This window comes from Lederbergia citrea, from assembly GCF_018343525.1.
GTDB lineage: Bacteria > Bacillota > Bacilli > Bacillales > Bacillaceae_C > Lederbergia > Lederbergia citrea.
The window spans coordinates 654168-678764 of the sequence record NZ_JAGYPH010000002.1 but is presented as its reverse complement, the minus strand read 5'-3'; the positions used below and the strand labels follow the sequence as shown (position 1 = coordinate 678764).

The following is a 24597-nucleotide window of genomic DNA, read 5'->3' as shown; positions in this document are numbered from 1 at the left end:
TTGTTTTTCTAGTTAAATTATATCAGGTAATCATCCTCAGAACAAGTGTTCCCACTCTATTTATTTTCTCATAAAAAAAACAATATCCTGAAACCACGATTAGTTTCGGGATATTGTTGCTATATTAATCCGGTGTATCATTTACCAGGTGCACCACCAGATGCTGATTTCTCTTCTTGTTTATCTTCCTGATTTTTTTCCTTATCTTTTTCTTGTTCTTTTTCCTTCTCTCTTTCCTTCTCTTCTTGCTCTTCCTTCTCTTTTACGAGTTGATCAAGTCCTGTTTCAACCTTTGTCCTCATATTTTTCAACAATGTTTCGATTCGACTATATGTTTTATATTTTCCCGGATGCTTTTTGTTCCCTTCGGCTTTCGCCGCCTTGCTTGCAGCTTCTAGCTTTGTAAGCTTAGCGAGATTCGCCTTTGCCGCATCGATTTTCTTATTATTAATATCCTTCTCAATCTGTAGCGTCAAATTATATCGATCGATTTCATGCTTCGTGTTTTGAGTGAGAATCGTTGCAGGAAGAGTATACTTCTTTTTAGCAAGTGATTTTGGATTTTTCCCATACATATTATTTAGTTTTTTCTCTGTAGCTGTAATCGATTTGGTAAGTTGCTTATGTTTAGTAATTGTATTGGCATCCATTTTACCGTCAACCAGTAGTTTTTCAAGACTCTTCGTCGAAGTAACCAGCGTATCGCCTGCTTTGATACCGTCAATATAGGCTTTTGCATAGTTTTTATGATCATTAATTGCTTTAAAATGACTATCAAGTGTTTTCCGATGTTTCTTCGGAAGCTTGTCCGCTTTCTTTTCGAGTTGCTTCGTCTCTTTAACAACTGAGTCGTATAAATCTGTAAAACTTTTCTTTAATTTTAAGTCAGATTCTTTTTTCACATTATTATAGTATGTAAGTTTTAATTTATCCGCTTTTTTCCTCAGTGATTTTAATGAGATAGCAAGTTTATCTGCTTCCTTTTTCATCCGCACGTCATATAGTTTCGCGCTTTCTTGGGCTACATATAGCCCAACAGCCTGATTTTCTTGCCAAGCTCCTTTAAATTCTGAAAGTGGAGGGTTGGTCTCAACGACGTACCTTGAGATTTCGGGTGTAAAACCTGGTCGCTTTTTGGCCTGAATAAACCAATCTGTATAGCCACCGCCGGATGGATTTTTTCCAGGGTGAACTAGCGAGTAACCGGTCATTTTGCCTATCGCTTTCGCATATACAAGGTCACGCTTGTATGTCGCTTTGTCCTGTTTGTAGTTCCAGTAAAGAATTTTGCCGCTCGTATGATAGGCAACAGCCATTTCGGCATCGATTTCTTTGTCCAGCTTCAAAACAGCCTTTACTTCTGCGGCACTTGCCGGGCTTTTTCCTTTAAAATTTTTAAAACTCGGGTTTTTCGGACTATATTTTACCGTTTTCCAATCTGCATCATACTGCCGGTTCAAATCAATTCCTTTCGCGTTCGCCTTCCAACGTTTGAAGTTCTTACTGCCGTTGTTCATTTTAATAAGTGAAGCGTGAACGCTTTTTGGAAAAGCATTAAGCCCCTGCTGTTGAAGCGTTACACCATCAGGATTGACCATTGGAACAAACCAAATCGTGGTCGAATTTAATATATTTTTCGCGTTATACCCCTTAATTTTTCCATTATTACGGTATGCTTTTGCATACTCTTCAATCATGTACATATTCAAATTCGTTGTAAGCCATTCACGAGCATGGTGAGATCCATTTATAAAACTCGTCGCCGGCCCTGTTCCAAGCGAAACCGCATATATATCACGTCCAAACTCCGATTTACCAATCACCTTGAATTGAATCAAATCCGGATAAGCGCGCTGCAGCTTCTTAATATCAGAAACCATCTGATTATACGAATATACTTTATTCGGATTTACAATCGCAGGTGCAGCCTCTGTATTCCCGCCAAATGAAAAAGTAGACAGCAAAAATACGCAAACAATGATGAGCATTCTAATCTTGTGCACTTCTGTTCCCCCTAGTATGTTTTGAAAAAGGTAATCTATTAAAGCTAGCAAGCTAGTAATTGTGTATGTAATATGTACACTCAATAAATTCGAGGAGGCATATGGAAAATTGAAGCAATTATCCCAATATTCCCCTCCCCGACTTTACCAAAATTGTAGGTATATTTGAATAGTTACAAAGAACCATAGTTGAGTTTTAATAATATCTCCTAATAAGAAAAGTTATGAAGCAATAAAAACAGAAGCAGTAAGAAGAAAGGGAGGAATTCTTTGTCCGATGTATGAGTAACAATTTTAAGCAATCACAATTCGACAAAATTCGGGTGGTGCCTGTCACCACCCGAATTGACCTATATCTTTTTACCTAATTATCGTTACAATTGTTTGTAAATTATGGTAGACTTTAAAGAAATATATGGAAAAAGGAGGGGGGATTTGGTCTATTTGTCATCATTAATATAACACTTCCACCATTACGGGAAGTGGTCATCTGTACGTCTATCATTTTCTGAAATTAGGTGATTTTGAATTGGCTTTAAAGTTTTGCACACAATGTGGAAGTAAGTTGGCACAGGCAGATAGTTTTTGTCCTGAATGCGGAACTGCCTTAGAAACTGCCGCTACGGTTGAATCAGCTGTGCCCGTACCGGAATTCTCGCCGAATGCGAGTCCAAGTCCAACCATAAATATTACTCCAATCCAGAAAAAACCATTACCGCTATGGAAAAAGATCGCATTAACCGCAAGTATTGTCGCTGCTGTAGCACTAGTGGGAGCCCACCTTACGATGAAGAATCTCACAGCACCGGAAGGAAAAATCGAGGCCTTTTATAATGCCTTAATTAATGATGACAAAGAGACATTTTTTTCAGAGCTAAGCTTACCTAAAGATGTCATTTATTCGCCAGAAGCGTATATGTCATATGTAAAAGATCAGGATATGCCCTTATTTTTAAATCATTTGCAGGAAAATGCTTTGAATGTTGCTAACGATGGACTGACGAGGACGATTGTTCATGAAAACGAAGATGAATTGTTTAGGATTCAACAGACAAAAACGCTTGGAATTTATAAATCTATTATCATCGAACCTATTACCACCTTGGTAAAAATTGAAGCGGATTTAAATGAAGGAAAACTGGTGCTAGAAAACAAAGAATATTCCTTTGAAGGTAAAAATATTGACCTAGGATTATTCCTACCAGGCCTTTATAAGGTAGAAGTACAATCGAATAATACATATATACCTAATAATGTACCCCGGGATGTAAAAATCTCTACAACTGAACGCGAACATATATTTAGTTTTACGAAAGAAAATTCTATGATTCAGCTTGATGGTGATTTTCCGGATAGTTTGGTTTATATCGACGGAAAGTCTACTAAAAAAACAATCAAGGAACTGAAAGAATTAGGTCCCATTTTTGATGATCAGGAAGTAACTATTCATGCTACAAAAAAGACAGTGAATGGAGAATGGGCCGAAAGCTATTCCGAAACAGCCCAAGCAGGTGAAACCGTCCATCTATCCTTCCCTTACCACGAAGATTTCATTGAAAAAACCTCCGAAGAGATAGCTGCGGAATTCTTTGATGAAGATGAGCTTTCCTCTTTTGTGAAAAATTTTAGAAGCGATTATGAAGATGCATTAAATGATCAGGATTTCTCCTATATTTCGCCTTATTTAATGGAGGGGAGTCCCGCTTATTCCGAATTGAAGGACTTTATGGGTGAATATGAGGATAAAGCATTTCATTATGATTTTACTCGAGATGACGTTACGGATGTAAGCATTTCATCTGATCAAGCGATTGTTTCTACGAATGAAAAATTTGTTTTTACGAATCATAAAGGCGCTGTTACACATTATGATCGAACAAAAGAATATACAATAAAGCTCTTTGAAGATGAGTATAAAATATACTCTATTAATATCTTGGATACTGATAAAGGTGGAGGTAATTAAAATGTTTTGTCAAAATTGCGGCAATGAACAGGAAACAGGAAAATTTTGTGGAAAATGTGGTTCAGCCTTGGTGCAGCAGGTTTCTCCCCAGCAAAACCAGGCGACAACTGTAAATGAAACGGCAGCAACAAATGAAACAGCTGCTTTATATACTCACCAGCCTCCGGTACAATCTCAGGCAGTGATTCAACAACAGCCTGTCCAACCAAATGTTCACGTGGAGACAGTTAAAGCAACTTCCAAAAAATATTGGAGTTATTTTACACATTATGTGAAGCAACCTTCACGAATATTTGAAAATCAACAACAGGAATTTGTAAATGGAACGATATCTATTGCGGTGTTTGTTGCATTGATTGGTTTCATTTTTTATTACTTAATAAAAGAAATTGCTGGCCTAATAGGTAAATTTGCAAATTTTGTAGCTTCAGACTTCCCATTCGATTTAATGGGTGGGTTTAAGTTTGCAGGTCCTAGCTTTTTTTCAGTATTTGGCAAAACATACTTTTTAACATTGATAGCACTCGCGATTATTACAGTATCAATGTTTGTTATTAATAAATATTTCGGACCTGGATACTCATTTAAAGAGATTATAAGTGTGTATGGGACATTACTAACACCATTTAGTGTACTGGCACTTGCCACATTGTTAATATTTATGGCTAATTTATATGAACTGGGCTTTTTATTTTTAAACGTGATTTTTGTGTTTTCGCTCTTAATTCTACCCTTCTATATACTTAGTACATACTTAAAAACTAAATCTACAGGTATAGATTCAGTTTATAGTCTTGTTGCTTACTATGGTATTAGTAGCATACTATTTTACATTTATTTCCGTGTATTCCTATCTTCCACTATAAGCAGTGTAACTCAGATGATTAAAGGTTTATCAGATATTTTCTAATCTTTATGCTCCTTTCTTTAGAGATCGGAGCTTTTTTAATAACAGATAAGTGAGGTATTTCATAATGAATAGATTTTGCCAAGAATGTGGTCACCCAATAAAGGAGACAGATTATGTTTGTACGGAATGCGGCACCCGCTTTTCGCAAGTAGAAACGACTTCAAAAACTATACCGAACGTGAAAAAAACAATGACAAAAAAACAAAAAATCATCACATGTATTGCAGCCGCTGTAATCTTGGTATTTACCTCCTTTTATATATGGGGAAATTCTTATGTTTCGGCAGATAATACAACGAAAAGATTTTACGAAGCGATTAGTAAAAAAGATTCAAATGCTTTGCAAAAGTTAGCGCTCACCAACCACGGGAAGTTTATCACTAAAGCCGAGGCTAAAGCCCTGTTAGCACTAGCCGAGGAAGATAATAATTACATGAATGATCAGCTTTTATCGATTACTTCGACACAACTGTCATCCGATGATGGACTGTTTCATGTGATAGAAAACGGTAAATGGCTCGGCCTTTTTAAAAGGCATAGCGTTCTCCTCAAATCACAATATGCGAAATTGAGGATTCCTTATGAAGGAGTAAAAAGCACCTTTAATGGAGAGAAATTTCCTGTTAAAGAAAGCAAAGATCATTGGATCGTCTATGGACCGATGGCGCCCGGTGTTTATGAGCTAGAAAGCAGTTATAAAGGAGAATTTACAGAAGTCTCTTCCAAGGAGAAAATTGTACTGGCTGATGAGTTCGGAGAATGGACTACCCGCGATGTTGAATTGGAAGCGTCTTACGTGACTTTAGAAATTAATAACCGCACAAATGCCCCCATCGACAGTGCGTACGTTGAATTAAACGGAAAGAAAGTAAAGTTCGATGAGTTTTTAAAAATTGAACAGCTCGGCCCATTCAAATTGGACGGTTCCGCTTCCGTTTTTGCCGTTTTAGAAACGCCATGGGGAAAGATCGAATCAGAAAAAGTTGACCTAACAAATAGTCATCATCAACTGGATCCTGATGTTACAAATAAAGAATTGATCGCCTCCCTCTCGGATACGATTTTATTATTTGGCGAAGAGTTCGTGCAGGCGACCGCGGCTCTCGATGTATCAATATTTTCTAGCTTGACCAAAGAATACATGAAAGAATTAGAATCCGATTATGGGAATAATGATGCGGTTTTTACTGGTCAATTAGATTCAATCGAAATAAACTTTGATTCCTTGAACTTTGACATGGATTCCAATGAGATTTATGCTTTTGTACCTGCGAAATTCTTCTTTCAGTATGCTTTTCACGAATTAGGTGAAAAAGCTGATTTAGAAAAAGTAGAATCAGTGCTCGATTTAGAATTACGCTATGAGCCGAAAGAAAAGAAATGGCTTGTAAATAGTAGTGACGAAAGCTACTCATGGTATGATGATTTTACGGCTACAAAAACAATTGCTGGATCCAAGCAATTACATGGTCCTTCAAAAGCAGTGATAGCTGCATCTCAACAAATAAAAGATAATGAATCTGCTGAAGAAATAGCAGAGTTTATCTATTCATACAATGAGGAAAGCGTGAGGGCAATAAATTATCGGGACTTCTCGATCGTTTCCGGGATGATTAACCCAAATGGTCCAAGATATAAAGAACAGTCAGATTATCTGGATTACATAGAGTCGAAAGAGATTACTGAAGAATTCCTTTCAACTTCTGTGGAATCATCGAAAAAAATCGACAATAATACATGGGAAGTAGTAACGGTTGAAACATTTCTCATCATTAAACCAGATTCCTCTCGAGAAGCGAAATTTCGAACGAGGAATTTAGTGAAAAACATTGAGGGTGAATGGAAATTGCATGAACTGCTTGAAACAAAAGAAATATAAAGGTCAGGCCTTTGCCACATTATAATGGTGAGGGCCTTGCCTTTTTTCATTGAAAACATTCATCTTGATGTTCCAGTCCTTATAAACCTATATATCAAAAGACTGTTCATCAACATTCACTTTTCTAATGAAAAAAAGGACTGATTGTCAGCCCCGTCAAACAATTATAAATAATATACGTCCTCTTCTTCCTCAAAATCCTCATCCAATTCGTCATCCAATTCATCATACTCTTCATAATAACGAGGTGTATCATAATCTCTATTACTACCTTTAAATAAAGTTAAAAGTTTTTTTAGCACAATAACACTCCTCTTCTCAATTAGAGTAGTATCTGTCATTAGTTTGCCTTGTATCATCACCTTATAAACACCTTACCACCCAATTGTTAAGATGATTTAATGGCAATGTAAAAGTTCTGTATAGCTTTATTGCAAACAAAAACAAGCCAGCGAATGATTCATTCGCTGGCTTGTTCACTTCGACAAATTATGACAAAATCCGTGTGGTGACAGGCACCAAGCATCTACTTCATTTGTGGGGCGTCTGGATGCATTTGCATGAATTCGATTCGATTGCCATCTGGGTCTTTCACCCAGCATTGGTAGTTATGATCTAATCCTTGCTTCGGTTCCACATCTAACGTTAAACCATGGCTTTTCATGTGATCAGCAATCTCGTGAATATCGGTTACTTCTAAGCATAAATGCGAGTATCCAATAGTGGTATGATCCATCGTTACATTCTTGCTACCACCATAAAATAGTTCAATAAATTGTCCCTCGCAAACTTTTAAATAAACAATCCAAGGTTCATTGTCTTCAGTATTTAGCTCAAATAACTTTTTAAATCCAAGAACATCACAGTAAAAATGTAATGACTTTTCCATATCCTCGACAGTAAAAGCCAAATGGCCAATTCCTTTAATCATCGTAAAAACCTCCTATTAATCTCAATTACTTATTTTTTTATCATACCCCAATACAGCAAACGCTTACAATTATATTGAATTATTAAAAGGTAGCCGGGGTAATTCGACACAATTCGGGCGGTGCCTGTCACCGCCCGAATTTTCTTCGAATCATATAGATTGGGACAAAGATCAAGAGTGCGATTGCGGCTCCTGTTAAATCTAGAAATACATCCGCAACGAGTGGTGTTCTGCCGCCTGTATATAGCTGGTGAAGTTCATCAAATGATGCATAGAGTCCTGTTGCAATTAAAGAAATCCAGACAACTGGCCATACTCTTTTTGGTTTAGCAAGCATAATTACACTGAATAACGCCACCGCCAGGCATCCGAACAAAAACATATGGGCAAATTTACGAATGAGAAACTCAAGAAAATAATAATAACCTTTCGTCTCCACCGAGATGACTTGCCCCCAGTAATTGATTTCGAGTTTCGACAATATTCCCTTAAAGGGTTCACCAGGGATTACTTTCCACATCATTGGAACGAGGGATTGCTGTTCATAGGTCTGTGACGAAAATGCATATATTAATCCCGCCACGATTAGTAACATGATCACTTTTAAAATATTTTTCACGTAGTACTCCTTAATGGGAAACCCCATTTATTTCTTCAAAACTTTTTTAGCAAGGTATATTATATCAAAATTTCTATTAAAAAAATTGGGAGTTATCAACAAATATGTATCTATTTTTCCTCTGCTTTCAACCATCTTCAGCAAACAAGTCACCCAACCATTTCTGATAAAAAAATCGAGCAAATAGGAATATAGATAATCATTCTTATCCATATTTCTATTTGCCCGATCCTTACAAAACATGAACAACTCAAAAGAGCCCCAAAATTTTCTTCCTTTTCACTCTCTCCGGCATTTCCCTGTATATATCCTTGCCATCAACGATCGTTTCGGAGTTTTCCATAAAATAATACAAGGTGTCAGTTCCATATTTCTTTTTCAATAAACCATATGCTTTTTCCATTTTAAAACTGCGCTTCTTTGTGTTATGTGCATCTGAAGCTATAAAATGGGTTAGGTTTGACTCGACCAAATCGAAGGTAAACTTTTGAATTTTATGACCAAAATCCCCGGCGAAGCTTGCTGCTGTAATTTGTGTTGCCGCTCCATTTTTTACGAGTCTATATAATTTATCCGGCTGTTCAATTATTTCAGCATTCCGCTCTGGATGCACAATAACAGGCGTGAGGCCCTTCATTTGAAGATCAAAGCAAAGTTGGTGCGTATAGTCCGGGATATGGTCCGGTGGCAGTTCGATGAATATATATTTGGAAACATTATCAAGTGTCATAATCTTACCAGCTTCATAGTCTTCTATTAGTTCACCGTAAATGCGGGTTTCTTGCCCAGGTAAAATTTTCACGTCTATATTTTCCGTCTGGAGATATTCATTTAACTCAGCCGTCTTTTGAATAATATCACTTTTAACATTATTATAACGACCATTTTGGTGATGAGGGGTGGCTATGATTGTATGTATGCCTTCCTTTTTCGCCTGTTTTGCCATAAGCAAACTTTCTGTGAAATTACCTGATCCGTCATCGATGCCAGGCAATATGTGGCAGTGAATGTCTATCAAATCAATAACCTCCTTTTTCTCATAATTAATTAAATGGTACCATAGACCTACTTATCGTTCAATGGAAAGTAGTAGAAAAGAATCGACAAAATTCCACAAATTTGAAAATTGCATTAGAAACCTTATTAAATAATCAAAATTCATATAATAGATCATTCGTCTTTTAGTTATCGTTTCCCTTCTATAATCGTAGTAAACGCTAGAAGAATATCTCCTCTAGCGTTTCGAAATAACTCTATTAACCCATAATCCCTTCCTCCACATTCTCCCTAATTTTCCCCATCGCACCAGTCCGCCACTTTTTAACCGCTGTAAGTGAGACTTTCTCAGCATCAGCAATCTCCTGGATCGTCATGTCGTGATAAAAAGTATAGACGACCCACTGCTTTTGTTTGTCGGTAAGATTGGCGCAATAAGAGAGGAGTATCGACAGCTGAAGCGGCTCCTCTCCACCATGGTCGACTGTTGCCTCCCAAAAAGTTTCTTCAGGATAAACGTTATTTTCCTCCACCTTTTTCTGCCTAGTCAATTCAGTCATCATTCTTCCTTTAATATACGAGTATGCTAATGTGCTAAATTTACCTTTGTCAGGATTATATCTCCCTTGAGCTTCCCAAAGAGCAATCACACCCGTTTGATAAAATTCTTCCACATTCTTATAAATATGCAGTGATCTAATCATGTGATGGATCATCGGTGTGTATTGTTCAACAAGGTCCTCGAAACTTTCCATTCAGATACCTTCCTGGAAAGCGCGCTTTCAATTGTATTCCCGGGTACCCTTACCATAGTAAAAGGCGCTGTTTCGAGCGAATCGACATAATGTGACAAATACGGACAAATTCCATCTTTTCAAACAAAAAAAAAGACAAGTTTCCGATTTTCTCCTAGACAAAAACGATAAATACACATAATTTTCTTTAGAAAAACGCTTTTCTACCTTTCACTGGAAAACGAGTAGAAAGTAAATAATTTAACTCATGAATTATTTTTCGACAAATTACATCAAATAACTTGCTTTTATTTTTCATTATGAGACAATATCCCTATGAAGTTTGAAAATTGCCAAAAGTTAGATAAGAAAGCTGCAAAGGTGGTGATTGAATCTTACTAACTTAAAAATGGATAAGGGAGGGAAAGGGAGATTTGCTTATGAATATGTACGAGCCTTATGTAATAAAACCAATGACTGTTGCTTTAATACCGAAGTTTGATAAGGATGGATCTTTAATTACGGAAGTTATTGAAGGAACTCGTTCCTTTCATGTTAGAATGAAACCGATTGAAATAATTGAATACAGCATGGACTATTATGGTCACGGTCTAAATGTGGCTAGGATCGCGGATAAATTAGGGCTAGGAAAAATCGATATGGCACCAGTAAAGATAAGTGGCACTTTAGGTCTTTATTGGTTTCCGAGCAAATCCCCTTCAAGAGAGGACAGCGTTTGGTTGTCATTGTGCCATTATAAAAATGCCGTACCTATATTTCGTAATGAAACAATTGTTTTTTTACGATTTGGCCATACGATTAACATATTAAGTAGTGCGAAAAGCTTTAAAAATAAAGTTCATAAAGCTCGTCAATTAAAAAGCCTCATGGAAGATAGATTTAAGGAAATCTCTTTCTTTTTACATAAACCCCAAGGTGAAACACCTCAACTTAGAGAACAAAACCATACTACGTATCACTTCATTCAACCAACTCAGTACTTAAACATCAGTAATGAAGAGGGGAAGACTGCTGAAAAAGACTGTTGTTGTTCGAAACTAAAGCGGCGCTCCGGCGAGGAAAACGATATTTGACAAAGGCTCCTCCAAAAGAAAAAAGCATCCGAAACCAATGAAGGCTTCGGATGCTACATTTTATTATTTCAATTCCAAATGCTCTTTTAGATGAGTCTGAACGTTAGCTACTTCTTCCTGTGGAACAACATAGTACCAAATGCCACCGATCGTCGCTCCGCTACCAGCTATCTGAATTTGCTCGATATTATGACGAGCATCAGCATAGTTTTTCTGAATATCTTTCATTTCGGCAAATGAGATGTTTGTTTCAACGTTATTGCTCAATGCTTTTAGGACATCGTCATATTTCCACAATGCAGTAATATTAGCCCCTTTGTTCATAACTCCCTGAATCACTTGGCGTTGACGCATTTGTCGACCAAAATCACCACGAGCATCATTTTTACGCATACGTGCATAAGATAAAGCTGCGTCACCATTAAGGTTTAGCGTTCCTGTCGCAAAATGATGGCCGTCTTGCTTAAAGTCAAGGTCATTATTAACGGTTATACCGTCAACAGCATCGACAATCTCCTTGAATCCTTCCATGTTCATCTTAATATAATAATCGATTGGAATATCAAGGAACTTCTCTACCGTATTCATCGACATTTCCACGCCGCCAAACGCATACGCATGGTTAATTTTATCATCTATTCCTTTGCCGACAATCTCAACGCGTGTATCACGCGGAATACTCAACATTTCCATCGATTTCAGCTTTGGATTTACCGTAATTACAATCATTGAGTCAGAGCGACCTTTATCGCCTTCACGTTGGTCAATACCGAGCATAAGCACTGAAAACGGCTCTTTTTTATTAAGGGCCAAGTCTGTTGGTCTCTTCACTTCCGGTGTCCGATCAATCGGACTATGAACAGTAGTTGCCGCCTTATTCAAGTTATGATAAATAGAATAACCATACCCAACGACCCCAAGAACAAGTACAAGCAATACAGTTAGGAAAATCTTTAAGCCTTTTCTCTTCTTTTTCGGTGTGTGTCTTTCCATCATATTGTCCCCTTCTCCCATACTACTATTTATAGGCAACACTTTAATAGACGTCTATATTTAAAAAAGGTTTCAGTGGCTTCAACAACATGCGTCATATACCTTGCATAACTTCTATTATACGCAATATGCTCTCTCTTTCAACATGTTTTTAACAGATTCTACATCTTTCCTATGAATTTATTACTAATAATTACAATAGTCGACAGTCTAATTTCCTATTTCCAACTGGTTTTCTTTACCAATTAATAAGACAATAAATTTGCATTTATTCAAATTTATTATATACTAGGCTGTAGATTAATAACGAGGCAGAGACGATGAGATGAAAGCCTAAATGCAGGTCCTTAATATAATAGGGCTTCATTTGGCATTTATCTCATTTTTGTTTTGGTTATTAGTTCCAAACCTTTGAAAACTCTAATCTATATATTATAACGATGCGGGAGCTATGTATTTAATTGGAGTGAGGTATGTGAAAGGTTTCATATTTAATCTAGAAGGAACAATATATATATAAGTAGTGATGACCAGTATTAAAACACTGGAAATACTTGAAAAGTCGGAACACCAACCAAGGTATATTTTAGATAATGTACTTTATAAATCAAAGTTCCACATGTTGGGATCCCCTGATGAAACAGCAAGAGCGCCAGCTTCGAGCGCGGCATGTACTTCAGTAAGTTCAGTTATAAGTCCGCCTGCGATAATCGGGAATGCTAATTCGGATGAAAGTTCATCTATGATTTTTGGGATAATACCTGGTAAGATTTCCAACGCGTCTGGTTGACAGGATTTGGCCATTTCTACACCTTTCTTGATGGCACTTCGGTCAAGTAAGAAAATTCGTTGAATCGTTTTTAAACCAACTTCTTTTGCAAATTTGACGACATGGCTTTTTGTCGTAATGATGCCAGTCGGCTTCCAGTTTTTCGCGACATAACTGATCGCATTTTTGGAATTAGACAGTCCATCTATAAAATCAAGATGAATAAAAACATACTTCCCTGCCTGTTGAATCTGGTTTATATAATCTGAAATAGTCATTAGATCTCCAGTGAGAAGGAAAACGATATTTGCCTTGCTATTGAGTGCAGTTTGTAAATCGGACTCTTTTTTGACTGAGGCGATGATTTGAGATTCTACCATGTCTACTAACATCATGTGAATACACCCTTTCAATACGATAAAATGGTAATGTTATTGTAGCACAAAAAAATTAAATATTAGGTCAGAGACGATGAGAAAAGACCATTACAATCCCTGCAGCTTGCGGGGGCATTGTAGTGGTCTTTATTAATAGAAAAGCGTAAGCGCCTTGTTATAGGATGAACGGCTAAGACCGCCACGTCCTGTGGCAACGCCGTCCTGACCCGCATCCTGCGGGCCTCCGAAAAGCAAATGTTCTGAGGCAATAAAAGTCCGGTTTTGACTTTTAATGCCTCAGGTTATTTGACCTCGTGGGGCTAGGCGCTGGAGCTAGACATAATTAAAGGAGATGTTACATTTGAGCTTATTTTCATATATTGAGAGGAAACAAATATTAAGCAAGGTCGAAGATGAAAAATATGATGTTATCATTATTGGCGGAGGGATTACAGGTACAGGTATAGCCCTCGATTGTGTAACGAGAGGGTTGAAGACACTTCTAATTGAAATGCAAGACTTTGCTGCTGGTACGTCGAGTCGGTCAACGAAGCTTGTCCACGGTGGACTTCGATATTTAAAACAATTTGAAGTGAAAATGGTTGCTGAAGTAGGTAAGGAAAGAGAAGTTGTTTACAATAATGCCCCTCACGTCACCCACCCTGAGTGGATGCTTTTACCGATTTATAAAAAAGGGACGTTTGGAAAATTTTCAACATCAATAGGCCTGAAAGTATATGATTTCCTTGCCGGCGTGAAGCGTGGAGAAAGGCGCGAGATGCTTTCACGTCAAGAGACACTTGAAAAAGAGCCGCTTCTAAATAAAAGCGAGCTCATCGGCGGAGGATATTACGTCGAATACCGAACAGACGATGCCCGGCTTACGATTGAGGTCGCGAAGAAGGCTTTTGAAAAAGGCGCTGAACTACTAAATTATACAAAGGCTGCAGCGTTCATTTATGATGCAAATGGAAAAGTTGAAGGCATTAAAATTAATGATGTAATAACAGGCGATTTTTACAATGTATTTGGGAAGAAAATCGTCAATGCTGCTGGCCCTTGGGTTGAGCAAGTCATTCGTCTGGACCGCAAAATTACAGGAAAAAGTCTTTTCCATTCAAAAGGCGTGCATATTGTCATCGATGGCTCTAAATTTCCACTAAGTCAAGCCGTTTATTTTGATACACCGGATGGCCGGATGGTCTTTGCGATTCCGAGAGACGGGAAAACATATGTCGGAACGACTGACACTGAATACAAAGGCGATTTAAAACATCCTGAGGCAACACTTGAAGACAAGGAATATATTTTGAAATGTATTAAATTTATGTTCCCTGAAGTCAACGTTGGAATGAATGATATTGAATCGACTTGGGCAGGTGTAAGGCCTTTGATTCGCGAAGAAGGTAGAGGGCCATCAGAAATATCGAGAAAAGATGAAATTTGGACATCTGAAACAGGTCTGATTACGATTGCTGGTGGAAAATTGACTGGATATAGAAAAATGGCAGAAACAATCACTGACCTCATTTGCAAAGAGTTTCAAGATGAAGGTGTTACATGTAAAAAATCAGTAACGAAAACGATGAGATTATCCGGCGGCGACTTTAATAAGCCGAAAGATTATCCTACCTTCATTTCTGAAAAGGCGAAAGAACTTTCAGCACTCGGAATGAGTATGGAAGAAGCCACAAAAATTGCTGGGATGTACGGAACTAATTCAGATACAGTCATTGGGCTTGCAGACGAGGTATTAAAGGATTCTGGGCTGCCGTTATCGGTCAAATTGATGCTTCATTATGCAATCAATTATGAAATGGCATTAACACCTGTTGATTTTTTCATGAGAAGATCCGGAGCCATTTTCTTTGATATCAACTGGGTCCAAACATGGCAAAAGGAAGCCATTGACTATATGGGAGCAATCATGAACTGGACACCAGAACAGAAAGAGAAACTAACTGAAGACCTTGAAACAAGGATTCAGGAAGCGATTGATTAATAGGATTAATAGTGTCTGACCCCCACTGCGTTAATAGATTAAAGTGTTCTTACCTTCGACATAGCTATGGTATTTTTTTGTTGATAGTTTGGTTTTTTCAACTGTTTTTTCAACTGTTTTTTCAACTCCCTGCTGAAGGGATTTGACGGTGGGTAAATTTACCTATTGATTGATCAACGAAAAATCCTTATGATAAATGTACAAGCTACGTTGTTCGTACGACATTAAGTTTTAACTCTAACCTTATTATAGGGAGTTTTACATTGAAACCGGAATGTCAGGCCTTCCTCGAAAGGATTACAGGAAAGTTTCTGCAAACACCCACTTGGAGAAGTGGTGGTTTAAAACTTTTTATAACGAGTACGGCATTTGTGGCTACAATTATCAAAGAGCTGTCCAGAAAATCAGTGAAAACTGACTTTCTGGACAGCTCTTTGGCGTTTAATGACGCTGTATAAGCTAGACATTTTATCTGAACATCATCCCACCATAATCCCCCATCGTCCTCGTGATTTCCTGACTAAAGAAAAGTCGAACCACGTTTAGAAGGAGTAAACTCCAACCAAATCGAATAATTACAAAGTTTTTTGAAAGACTAAGTATCGATAAATACATTTTTTATAAGAAGGAGAAACATATGGATCATACATTAAGCTATTTTCGTGAATCATTATCTAACTATGAAGATGACCATCTTTGTAAGCAAATTTATAAAAAGCTGGAAGCGAAGAATTATGGAACTGAAGGGAGATTCGTCCTAGATTTAGAAGAAGAAGAGACATCCTATTTAAACGACATCCTTGATAAAGAACTTAACTATGCTAAACAAGTCCAAAATGATATCCGTGTAAAAGAATTAAATGAGTTGTATGAATTGCTTTTATAACAAGTGTCTGACCCCCTCTACGTTAATGTATTAAAGTATTCTTACCTTCTACATAGGTACGGTATTTTTCTGTTGCTGGTTCGGGGAAGTAGGATAACGTTCGGGATGTTGAGATGTGTGGATTGTCTTGAGAGGATATATACGCATTGTAGCTACTCCAATCATATATTTCCGGTGATTTCACAATATTTGCTTCAACGGGATTCAAGTGAATGTACTTACTTACTTTGAGGAAATAGTCCGTAGATAATATTAATTCGGCCCGGTATCGTCCTTGAAACAGGTGCCCTTCATAAGAGTGACGGTGATTGAAATAAACAGCGTAACGGGAATTTAGCATTTTCATTATGTGCTGAGGATGATGTTCAATCGTTTCAAGCTGAAGGTGAATATGATTTGTCATGAGGCAGTAGGAGTGGAGAATGCAAGGAAAGAAAGTGCGGGTTTCTTCAAACATGGATAGATAAGTTAGTCGATCTTGCTTGTCATAAAATAGCGCTGATCGACGATTGCCTCTTTTTGTAATATGATATACCGCACCAGGAAACCAGACCCGCGGTTTTCTCGACATAAACAGCACCTACCTCTTTTTATTTTATTTATTGCGTATTGATACATTTCGTCATTATGCCATTATCTCCTCTTTTTCAATGGTCTTTTCTCACCCACCCAATTGAATTTAGTCCTTTAACGTACTGGGGGTCAGACACCCTCTAAAAAAAATGTTATTATTTTAGTAGACTTTTATTTAGAGGAGAATACAAATGAAGCTAAATAATGAAGAAATTGAAATTTTATTGATACTGGAAGAGAATCATAAACTACATGTAGACCAGATTGCAAAGATGGTTAATACGAGTGTGGAGAATGTTGAAAATACGATAAAAAAGTTAGAAGAGGAAAAAGTTATTGTCAGTTATCCCGCTTTAATTAATTGGAGCAAAGTGGAAGGAAAAGAAAACATTGTTGCAATGATTGATGTAAATGTGACACCGAAACGTGGCGTAGGATTTGATGAGGTAGCGGAAAGAATTTATCGTTTCTCAGAAGTGACTTCCCTCTATCTCATGTCTGGTACGTATGATTTGTCGATCACGATTGAAGGAAGAACGATGACTGAAATCGCAAAATTTGTATCTAATAAATTATCAACCATTGATAATGTTGTATCAACGACGACACATTTTATGTTAAAAAGATATAAACATGATGGTGTGATTTTAGAAGATAAGGAAGATACCGATCGCAGAATGGTGGTATCTCCGTGAATTACGACGCTTATTTATCAGAAACAGCTAAGCAGATTCAACCATCTGGAATCAGAAAGTTTTTCGACCTTGCCTCTAGTATGAAAGGCGTTATTTCCTTGGGTGTGGGCGAACCAGATTTTATCACCCCGTGGAGTGTCAGAGAGACAACAATTGCCTCCTTAGAAGGAGGATACACTTCATACACGGCAAATGCTGGATTACTAGAATTAAGAACAGAAATTGCTGCTTATTTAAAAAATAATTTTCGTATCAGCTATGATCCGAATGACCAAATCATTGTTACGGTTGGAGCGAGCCAAGCGTTAGATTTAGCTTTTCGGGCTTTATTAAATCAAGGGGATGAAGTATTAATTGTGGAACCCGCTTTTGTTTCTTACTCCTCCCTTGTTTCACTGGCTGGCGGTAACCCAATCCCGCTTTCAACAAATGCGGAAAATGGATTCAAAGTAACCCCAGAACAAATCGAAGCAGCGATTACCGATAATACGAAAGCCATTTTACTATGTTCTCCGAATAACCCAACTGGGACATATTTAAACAGAGATGAACTATCGGAAATTGCAAGAGTAGTTCAAAAACATGACCTTATTGTTGTATCTGACGAAATTTACGCCGAGTTAACGTATGACGAGGATTACACGAGCATCACCTCGCTAGAGGGGATGTATGACAGAACGATTTTAATTAATGGCTTCTCGAAAGGATTTGCGATGACAGGTTGGAGACTGGGCTTTGTCGCAGCACCTAAAGAACTGACACATGTCATGCTGAAAATCCATCAATTTACAACCATGTGCGCACCCCATATGCTGCAACACGGCGCGATTGATGCATTGCAGAATAGAGAGACAATCGTCGAGCATATGAAAAACAGTTATCGAAGAAGAAGAAACTATATCGTCCAATCATTAAATAATATTGGCTTAGATTGTCACACACCAGGAGGCGCTTTTTATGTGTTTCCATCGATCAAAAAAACAGGCCTTACTTCCGAGCAATTTGCGGAACAATTACTTTTACAAGAAAAGGTAGCCGTTGTACCAGGAAACGTGTTCGGTGAAAGCGGAGAAGGATATGTCAGATGTTCTTATGCTACATCATTAGAGCAATTGCAGGAGGCAATGAAGAGGATTCAGAGGTTTATTGATTCATTGGAGTAAAATAGATGTTGGTTTTCTTAGTGAATAAATTTCCAACTCTTACACAACTCACAATCCGTAGTGTACTGGATATATATAAGAGAGAAGTGCGCTAACACTTCTCTACTGCAACCACTACCCAGGGTAGTGGTTGTCATCAATTTTTTTCTTAGAGACACCCTTCTGCTTCCTACGGCGTGGGGTGGTTTTCTTGTGATCTATTACATTTTTGAAAACATTACAACTCGATTACTCTTCTTGCCCTATTTGGCTCTCTGGATTATCCGCATTCCCAACTTCTTCGGATTCTTCCGGTATTTCCGATTCTACTGGATCGCGAGTTTCGGGTTCTTTAGGTTCTTGCAAATCTGGTTTTTCCTCAGTTACCGGAGGCGTTGGTTCCTCTGGAGGAGTTGGCCTACGGGGAGGATTATCGGATGCGTTTGTCTCGCCGGAACGGCGAGTGCTACCTTTTTTATCTTTTGAAGCACCCTTCCCCTCCCTCTCTTCCTTTTGTTTACTGCTTCTTGGGCTTGAAATGGATTGATTGTTCCTCTGCGAAATGGGGCGTTGATTGTTTACTTCTCTCGTTACTGTTTGTTCTGTAATTGGCTCTGCCGTTAATTCCTCTAGACGATCATCCATGCCCTCGGTTTCAATAGAATCCTCTTCGTCAACAGGATCCTCAATTTCCGTATCGTCATCATCAAATTCATCAGGCACTTCTTTCTTCAGAAGTGTATTTGCTGATATTGATTTTCCTTTATGCAGGCTAAACGTCATTAACTTCGTACGATTTACATTTTCCGATAAATGTTTTTCCCAATAAAAATTCCCACCTATTAAAAAGGCAATCACGAATGCCACTGCAGATATAATTACTACTGTACCTTTTTTCGAATGCAATCGTATCACCTCATAGAAATAAATCCGCCACTAAAATGCCGAACTCGATTCGCCAGCTAGAAAACCGAAATTAGCAAGGGATTTCATATTTTTTATATCTAAAAAAGAATTCAAAAGTTTAATGGTATAATATTCCTACTAACAAGTATACAAATTAAATAGAACATAATCAAAATGTTTCTGCAAAAATTTGTCAATACCAATCTACTTTTCCCCTTTTATGTCGGAATGTAATGGGTCAACCAGCTATCAAGTTCTTTAGCGAATTGAATATCTAAATGATTTATCTTTTGAGGACTGACTCAGTGCTTTTTCTCTATTTATTTTGGTTTAACATTGAAAAAGCAATTCAAATAAAATATACGAAACCATCCAAGGGGTTTAAGGAAAACAACAACGGGGTATTAGGAGAAACGTATGTATATTCGGAGGTGCTTGAATGTCGGCGTTTCAACCGCTCCCTGCAAGTAAATGGGATGGGAAAACATGGGTTGTTTTTGGAGATAGCAATAGCAAAGATGGCGATGCGATGCCTAAATATCATCATATTATTTCTTCTCAACATAATATCACTTTATATAATTATGCGGTGAGTGGCGGGAAATGGGGACAAGATCCTCATTTATCTATCGATTCTCAGATTGACGGTGCTATCTCAGATGCCGATTTAATTACGTTCATGGCGGGCGGCAATGATGTGGTTTCTATAGCAAGCGGTGATTTGCCTCTTGGAACATTCGGGGATACGGCAATGGGTGCTACGTATTACGGCTGTCTTGATTATACAATCGGAAGAATCATAGATAAATATCCAACGAAAATCATTGGTGCCTTGTCGCAGATGAAAAGGGGCGAAGGCAAAGAAGAATTGCTTCAAGCAATGGTAAAAGCGTTAAAGGATGTGTGCGGAAAATACGGTATACCCGTATTAGACTTGTATAACGGCGGGAATATTCACGCATATAATCAGACATTTCTCTCTACATATATGCCAGATGGTGTACATCTTAATGCTTTAGCTCACGAAAAAATATTAGCACCAAAAGTGTTTAGTTTTATTGAGAGCCTATAGTCAGATTCAAACACCCGCTTTTATTTAAAGGCGGGTGTTTTGACACTGATTATGATAATGTCCAAGTTAAAAGTAGTAGATAGGTTTTTACATACTAATGTTTATATGATGATCCACAAACCTACCTCTCCTTACTTCTCTTCATTCACTCGCCATTTCAGTAACAGGTACTCTCCTACCATTAAAATAAACCAAGCCGGCAGTACCGATAAAAGTGAGGGCAGCCATGATGAAGTATAAAGTTGCGCCTCCAAAAGCGTCAAAGATAAATCCGCCTGCGAAGGAACCAATAATTCCTGTAACCCCATAGACAATGAGCATAAAAACCATATGACCGGTTGCCTGCATCTCTATCGGGAGACGTTTGTATAAATACTCAATCGCCCCCATAAAGAAAATGGCGTAGCAAACTCCATGCAATGCTTGGATCATAATCAGCTGGAATGGATTGGAAATAAAACCAATGACAATCCAACGGCCCATATATAGAAACCCTGCAAGGATAATATAATGTATCGGCTTCTCAGGACGAAACCAAAGGGTCGCAGTAAAAAACATAATCGCCTCACTCGCTACAGCCATAAACCATAACCAACCCACTAGTGTCTCATCTCCGCCAATATCGAATAGATACAAACTAATAAAGCTGTCATTCGTACGATGGGTGATGGAAATAAACGAAAGAAGAAAAAAGAAAAGCAGTAAAGTCGGGTTTTTGAAAAAGGTGCCCATCTGTTTAAAGTCCATTTTTTTCGTTCCTGTTTTCGCATCTGTGAGCCGCAAGCTTAACAAAAACGTCATGATTCCTAGGAAAATCATTGGAAAAGCAAGGTATTGAATTCCTATCTTGGCAAATAGGAAACCGCTCACAAGAGAAACCAAGGCAAATCCGACTGCCGCCCATGAACGAATCGAGCCAAAAGACACATCGTTCTGGTCCGCAATTCGTTTCGTTAAATTTTCCGATAAGGGAAAAAGGGCATTATAAAATAGATAAAAGAAAGAACCAGCAACAAAAATCCAGCCAATCTGGGAAAGTTGGAAAATCCACACAAGACCAAGAACGCTTCCGAGGATAACAACGTTCATAATCCTTTTCACCGTTTTGTATTTATCACTTAACAGTCCCCAAAACGGCTGCCCAAAAAGACCGACAAATGTACCTAGCGCCAACAACATACCGATTTCCGAAGTGGTTAACCCCACATGCTTAAAATAAAGCGGAAAATAGCTGACAACAAAGGTATTCATCGCACCTACTAAAAATAAAAACCCTTTCAAATTCCAAAATAACGGCTTACTATTCATATGTACGCTTCCTTTTCTACATTAAAGTATCGTTCTTCTGGATGGCGAAGTTTTCGCTCGTTAAATAGATAGAATGATGGATTCCTCACTTCCACCCTTCTCATTAAAAACCTATTCGTCTATCAAGCTAGCATTCTCTGTATCATAGCTGAAATTTAATTTTCTGCCAAGTCAAAAAAATGGTCGATAAAATACCACCATTGAGCGTAAGTACCATAATAGCTCATCTTTTAATGATCACATAATATTATATAGCTAATTCATCACTAAACTCGTCTTGCTGTTGGTCAAGGTCAGAGACATTTCACCAGCCGCACGGACTTTTTGTAAGATAATTTAAGTCTGCGAGGATCGCGATACATGAAAAAGAACTGAAACCTCATAAAAAAAGACTGAAAAATATTGAATCCAGCCCAATTTATATTGATTATTTTTTGATTTAAAAAAGACAGGAGAGAAAATTTATTAATGGATATCTTTTTTCTTGAAGTTACCTCCCTTAACTTCTGCAACATCATACACAGCAACAAAAGCATGTTTATCAATTTCATTGATAATTTCTTTCATTTTACTGTCCTCTAAGCGATTGATGATACAAGTAATTTCTTTGAATTGTTCACTTGAATAACCGCCTTCAACTAAGTTATACGTTGCACTACGACCTAATTGGTCACGTATGGCTTCAACCATTAATTCAGGTTGACTTGTTATAATTTTAAATGTCTTAGAACCACTTAAACCTTCTTCGACGATGTGAATTACTTTAGAAGCAATAAAATAAGCGATTCCCGATAAGAAAGCCCCTTGAAGTCCAAAGACTGTTGAAACCACAATAAATACAAACATGTTTAAAAATAAGATGAGGTCACTTGTCCCAAAAGGCAATTTTCGAGAAAGTAATACCGCTAACATATCAATGCCATCTAATGCACCACCATTTCGTAATGCTAACCCCATTCCAAAACCAATGATAATACCACCAACAACAGTTACTAACAACGTATCTCCTTGAATAATGGTTGGTATGTGGTGCATAACGCTAGTCCCATAGGCTAGTGAAGCAATACCGATAACGGAATAAATAGCAAAACCTTTACCAATTTGTTTATAGCCTAAAAATACGAACGGGATATTTAAGACCGCAATTAGAAGACCTAGAGGTGATCCAATTAATTGTGAACCAACGATACTCAGACCCGTCACACCGCCGTCTGACACGTTGTTTGGAATTAATATTGCCTCTAGTCCATATGCTGTTATAAATGCCCCAATGGCAACTGCTAATGCTCGTAATACATATTTAAGTCTACTGGTTCTTCTTTGCTTAGTGATTGTACTCATTTGTTTTCCTCTTTCCTAACTTTTCTTTCTTTTTGCTTCACAAAAAATAGGTGTAACCATAAATTGCTTTATAACAAATAAAATAAGGCGATCATTTTTGTTTTATATAGATAAACTCAGCCCCCCCTACTAAAAGGGCCCGGAACATTCTTACTAAACAACTATCAATTCTAACAAAGGCTTCAGTCGTTCTTTCAACTCATTCATAACTTCCTGTAATATACTATTATCCGAGCAACTCTTTTTATACGTTATTATCCTTGACTCTATAATTCCCGTAATGCCAATGACAATATGCATAAAAACCATATGACCGGTTGCAATCCGACTCCCAACCATGAACGTACGCAGTAAAAAAATGGTCGCTTATATAAGCCACCATTGAGTGTAACTACCGTAATAGCTCTCTTATTATCATTCACATAATTAATTCATCTTTAAAGTTGGATATATATATATCCTCTCGCTGTTAGTCTAGGTAAGCTATTTCTCCTTGGGAGGACGCGGGTCTGGTCAGGGGCATGTCACCATCTACTCTACTCAATCTGAGTGAGGGAATCCCCCCAAATCCTGCCATTATTGTCCAAGGAAAGTAACGATCTGTTTTACCTTCTCCTCCGTTAATTCACCCGAGTTATCGAACACCATAATATCCGTTTCTGGGATTCCCCAAGCGACCTCCGGAAGATCCAAGCTTTTTTCATAATCGTCCCAGTGATCAATTTTCCACTGGTCTCGGTCCATCGCACCACGTTCGATAATGCGCTCTTTTTGCAACTGTGTATCTTTTAAGGTGACAAACACTATTTTTACTGTAACATCGTCTCTTGAGAGCATAAATTCCGCCAATTTCTCATCTAGCCATTCCTTCGTTTCCATTTCCTTCGTGAATGGACCAATCAAAATCGAGGCTAGTCCAAGAGTTGCATTTTCCATGGCTAAATCCATCGTCACATCATACTCTAAGTCACGGCAATGCGCCTTATAATATTTGGAGTCTCTATCACTTGGGTCGTGCCCTGTTGCTTTTAAAAATTGTTCACTAAATTTCCCGCCAACTGTATCTTTATCAAGATAAACAGCAGGAATATACTTATTAATGTGCCTGGAAACCGTCGATTTTCCAGTCCCGGCAACTCCGCTAACAAAAATAACTTTTGGCATTAGATCTTCGCTCCTTTTACATATAATTGAAATCGCTCTTCAATGAGTGAGGACTGGTGCACATCCTAATCGACTTGAAAATAGAACTATTTGAACGTCTATACTACACCTTAATGGCAAAAATTCTTCTCATAAAAATAGCCCAGTCCTCTTAAGAAGCCTGAGCCTGACATTAGAATCATTATAGATTATTCATAATTGACTGTCAAAATATCCAGCCAGTAAAACTAGGCTAAA

The 24597-nt window shown here is 37.8% G+C and carries 22 protein-coding genes and 1 other RNA gene; 10 read left to right on the top strand and 13 right to left on the bottom strand.

Annotation, left to right across the window (positions count from 1 at the left end; genetic code table 11):
- Window positions 1–137 precede the first annotated feature (137 nt).
- Entirely contained in the window at window positions 138–2003 is a 1866-nt protein-coding gene (locus tag KHA88_RS12290) for a M14 family zinc carboxypeptidase (RefSeq protein ID WP_213122084.1), read from the bottom strand.
- A 529-nt stretch (window positions 2004–2532) separates the two neighbouring features.
- Between KHA88_RS12290 and KHA88_RS12285 the strand changes: the two genes are divergently transcribed.
- The 3 genes from KHA88_RS12285 to KHA88_RS12275 all read left to right on the top strand — a co-directional run bounded on the left by KHA88_RS12285 (window position 2533) and on the right by KHA88_RS12275 (window position 6758).
- Window positions 2533–3969 carry a TcaA NTF2-like domain-containing protein gene (locus tag KHA88_RS12285; RefSeq protein ID WP_213122083.1) on the top strand — a complete coding sequence of 479 codons (1437 nt, stop codon included), beginning with the start codon at window positions 2533–2535 and terminating at the stop codon, window positions 3967–3969.
- A gap of 1 nt (window position 3970) precedes the next feature.
- Complete coding sequence (locus KHA88_RS12280) at window positions 3971–4879, top strand: zinc ribbon domain-containing protein (protein ID WP_213107847.1); 909 nt, start codon at window positions 3971–3973, stop codon at window positions 4877–4879.
- 190 nt (window positions 4880–5069) lie between these two features.
- Window positions 5070–6758: a TcaA NTF2-like domain-containing protein gene (locus tag KHA88_RS12275; protein WP_213098325.1), complete on the top strand. Its 1689-nt coding sequence runs from the start codon at window positions 5070–5072 to the stop codon at window positions 6756–6758.
- Window positions 6759–6922: 164 nt separating this feature from the next.
- Here the strand turns inward: KHA88_RS12275 and KHA88_RS12270 are convergent, their stop codons facing one another.
- The 5 genes from KHA88_RS12270 to KHA88_RS12250 form a co-directional block, all read right to left on the bottom strand.
- Window positions 6923–7060 carry a hypothetical protein gene (locus tag KHA88_RS12270; RefSeq protein ID WP_213122082.1) on the bottom strand — a complete coding sequence of 46 codons (138 nt, stop codon included), beginning with the start codon at window positions 7058–7060 and terminating at the stop codon, window positions 6923–6925.
- A 224-nt stretch (window positions 7061–7284) separates the two neighbouring features.
- Window positions 7285–7689, bottom strand: coding sequence for a VOC family protein (locus KHA88_RS12265; protein WP_213122081.1), 405 nt, complete (start codon window positions 7687–7689; stop codon window positions 7285–7287).
- Window positions 7690–7816: 127 nt separating this feature from the next.
- A complete protein-coding gene (locus KHA88_RS12260; RefSeq protein ID WP_346729185.1) occupies window positions 7817–8308 on the bottom strand; it encodes a VanZ family protein in 492 nt (163 codons plus the stop codon).
- 250 nt (window positions 8309–8558) lie between these two features.
- The gene (locus KHA88_RS12255) at window positions 8559–9326 is read right to left on the bottom strand and encodes a tyrosine-protein phosphatase (RefSeq protein ID WP_213122080.1); all 768 of its coding nucleotides are present in this window, start codon (window positions 9324–9326) and stop codon (window positions 8559–8561) included.
- A gap of 238 nt (window positions 9327–9564) precedes the next feature.
- The gene (locus KHA88_RS12250; RefSeq protein WP_213122079.1) at window positions 9565–10059 is read right to left on the bottom strand and encodes a sigma-70 family RNA polymerase sigma factor; all 495 of its coding nucleotides are present in this window, start codon (window positions 10057–10059) and stop codon (window positions 9565–9567) included.
- Window positions 10060–10478: 419 nt separating this feature from the next.
- On the opposite strand from KHA88_RS12250, the gene KHA88_RS12245 reads away from it, so the two are divergent.
- Window positions 10479–11132, top strand: a complete 654-nt coding sequence (locus KHA88_RS12245) for a competence protein ComK (RefSeq protein WP_213122078.1) — start codon at window positions 10479–10481, stop codon at window positions 11130–11132.
- Window positions 11133–11195: 63 nt separating this feature from the next.
- Here the strand turns inward: KHA88_RS12245 and tagU are convergent, their stop codons facing one another.
- Window positions 11196–12125: a polyisoprenyl-teichoic acid--peptidoglycan teichoic acid transferase TagU gene (gene tagU / locus KHA88_RS12240; protein WP_213122077.1), complete on the bottom strand. Its 930-nt coding sequence runs from the start codon at window positions 12123–12125 to the stop codon at window positions 11196–11198.
- 600 nt (window positions 12126–12725) lie between these two features.
- On the bottom strand, window positions 12726–13289 hold the full coding sequence (locus KHA88_RS12235; RefSeq protein WP_213122076.1) for a glycerol-3-phosphate responsive antiterminator: 564 nt from the start codon (window positions 13287–13289) through the stop codon (window positions 12726–12728).
- Window positions 13290–13632: 343 nt separating this feature from the next.
- Between KHA88_RS12235 and KHA88_RS12230 the strand changes: the two genes are divergently transcribed.
- The 3 genes from KHA88_RS12230 to KHA88_RS12220 all read left to right on the top strand — a co-directional run bounded on the left by KHA88_RS12230 (window position 13633) and on the right by KHA88_RS12220 (window position 16159).
- Entirely contained in the window at window positions 13633–15273 is a 1641-nt protein-coding gene (locus KHA88_RS12230; RefSeq protein ID WP_430413702.1) for a glycerol-3-phosphate dehydrogenase/oxidase, read from the top strand.
- Between the two features lie 199 nt (window positions 15274–15472).
- Window positions 15473–15655, top strand: a non-coding RNA gene (gene ssrS, locus KHA88_RS12225) — 6S RNA.
- A 255-nt stretch (window positions 15656–15910) separates the two neighbouring features.
- Entirely contained in the window at window positions 15911–16159 is a 249-nt protein-coding gene (locus tag KHA88_RS12220) for a sporulation protein (protein WP_213122074.1), read from the top strand.
- A 22-nt stretch (window positions 16160–16181) separates the two neighbouring features.
- Here KHA88_RS12220 and KHA88_RS12215 read toward each other — a convergent pair whose 3' ends face one another.
- Window positions 16182–16730, bottom strand: a complete 549-nt coding sequence (locus KHA88_RS12215; RefSeq protein WP_213122073.1) for a transposase — start codon at window positions 16728–16730, stop codon at window positions 16182–16184.
- Between the two features lie 193 nt (window positions 16731–16923).
- On the opposite strand from KHA88_RS12215, the gene KHA88_RS12210 reads away from it, so the two are divergent.
- Together KHA88_RS12210 and KHA88_RS12205 are read left to right on the top strand one after the other, a co-directional pair.
- Window positions 16924–17427, top strand: coding sequence for an Lrp/AsnC family transcriptional regulator (locus KHA88_RS12210; RefSeq protein ID WP_213122072.1), 504 nt, complete (start codon window positions 16924–16926; stop codon window positions 17425–17427).
- The gene (locus KHA88_RS12205; protein ID WP_213122308.1) at window positions 17418–18590 is read left to right on the top strand and encodes an aminotransferase; all 1173 of its coding nucleotides are present in this window, start codon (window positions 17418–17420) and stop codon (window positions 18588–18590) included. Before KHA88_RS12210 ends, KHA88_RS12205 begins: the two co-directional genes overlap by 10 nt.
- 228 nt (window positions 18591–18818) lie before the next feature.
- Here KHA88_RS12205 and KHA88_RS12200 read toward each other — a convergent pair whose 3' ends face one another.
- Complete coding sequence (locus tag KHA88_RS12200) at window positions 18819–19475, bottom strand: hypothetical protein (protein ID WP_213122071.1); 657 nt, start codon at window positions 19473–19475, stop codon at window positions 18819–18821.
- 439 nt (window positions 19476–19914) lie between these two features.
- On the opposite strand from KHA88_RS12200, the gene KHA88_RS12195 reads away from it, so the two are divergent.
- On the top strand, window positions 19915–20547 hold the full coding sequence (locus KHA88_RS12195) for an SGNH/GDSL hydrolase family protein (RefSeq protein WP_213098338.1): 633 nt from the start codon (window positions 19915–19917) through the stop codon (window positions 20545–20547).
- A 141-nt stretch (window positions 20548–20688) separates the two neighbouring features.
- Here KHA88_RS12195 and KHA88_RS12190 read toward each other — a convergent pair whose 3' ends face one another.
- From KHA88_RS12190 to KHA88_RS12180, 3 genes are all read right to left on the bottom strand, one after another.
- Window positions 20689–21855: an MFS transporter gene (locus KHA88_RS12190; protein ID WP_213122070.1), complete on the bottom strand. Its 1167-nt coding sequence runs from the start codon at window positions 21853–21855 to the stop codon at window positions 20689–20691.
- 465 nt (window positions 21856–22320) lie between these two features.
- Window positions 22321–23196, bottom strand: a complete 876-nt coding sequence (locus KHA88_RS12185) for a YitT family protein (protein WP_213098340.1) — start codon at window positions 23194–23196, stop codon at window positions 22321–22323.
- A gap of 576 nt (window positions 23197–23772) precedes the next feature.
- Entirely contained in the window at window positions 23773–24360 is a 588-nt protein-coding gene (locus tag KHA88_RS12180) for a P-loop nucleotide/nucleoside kinase family protein (protein ID WP_213122069.1), read from the bottom strand.
- Window positions 24361–24597 lie beyond the last annotated feature (237 nt).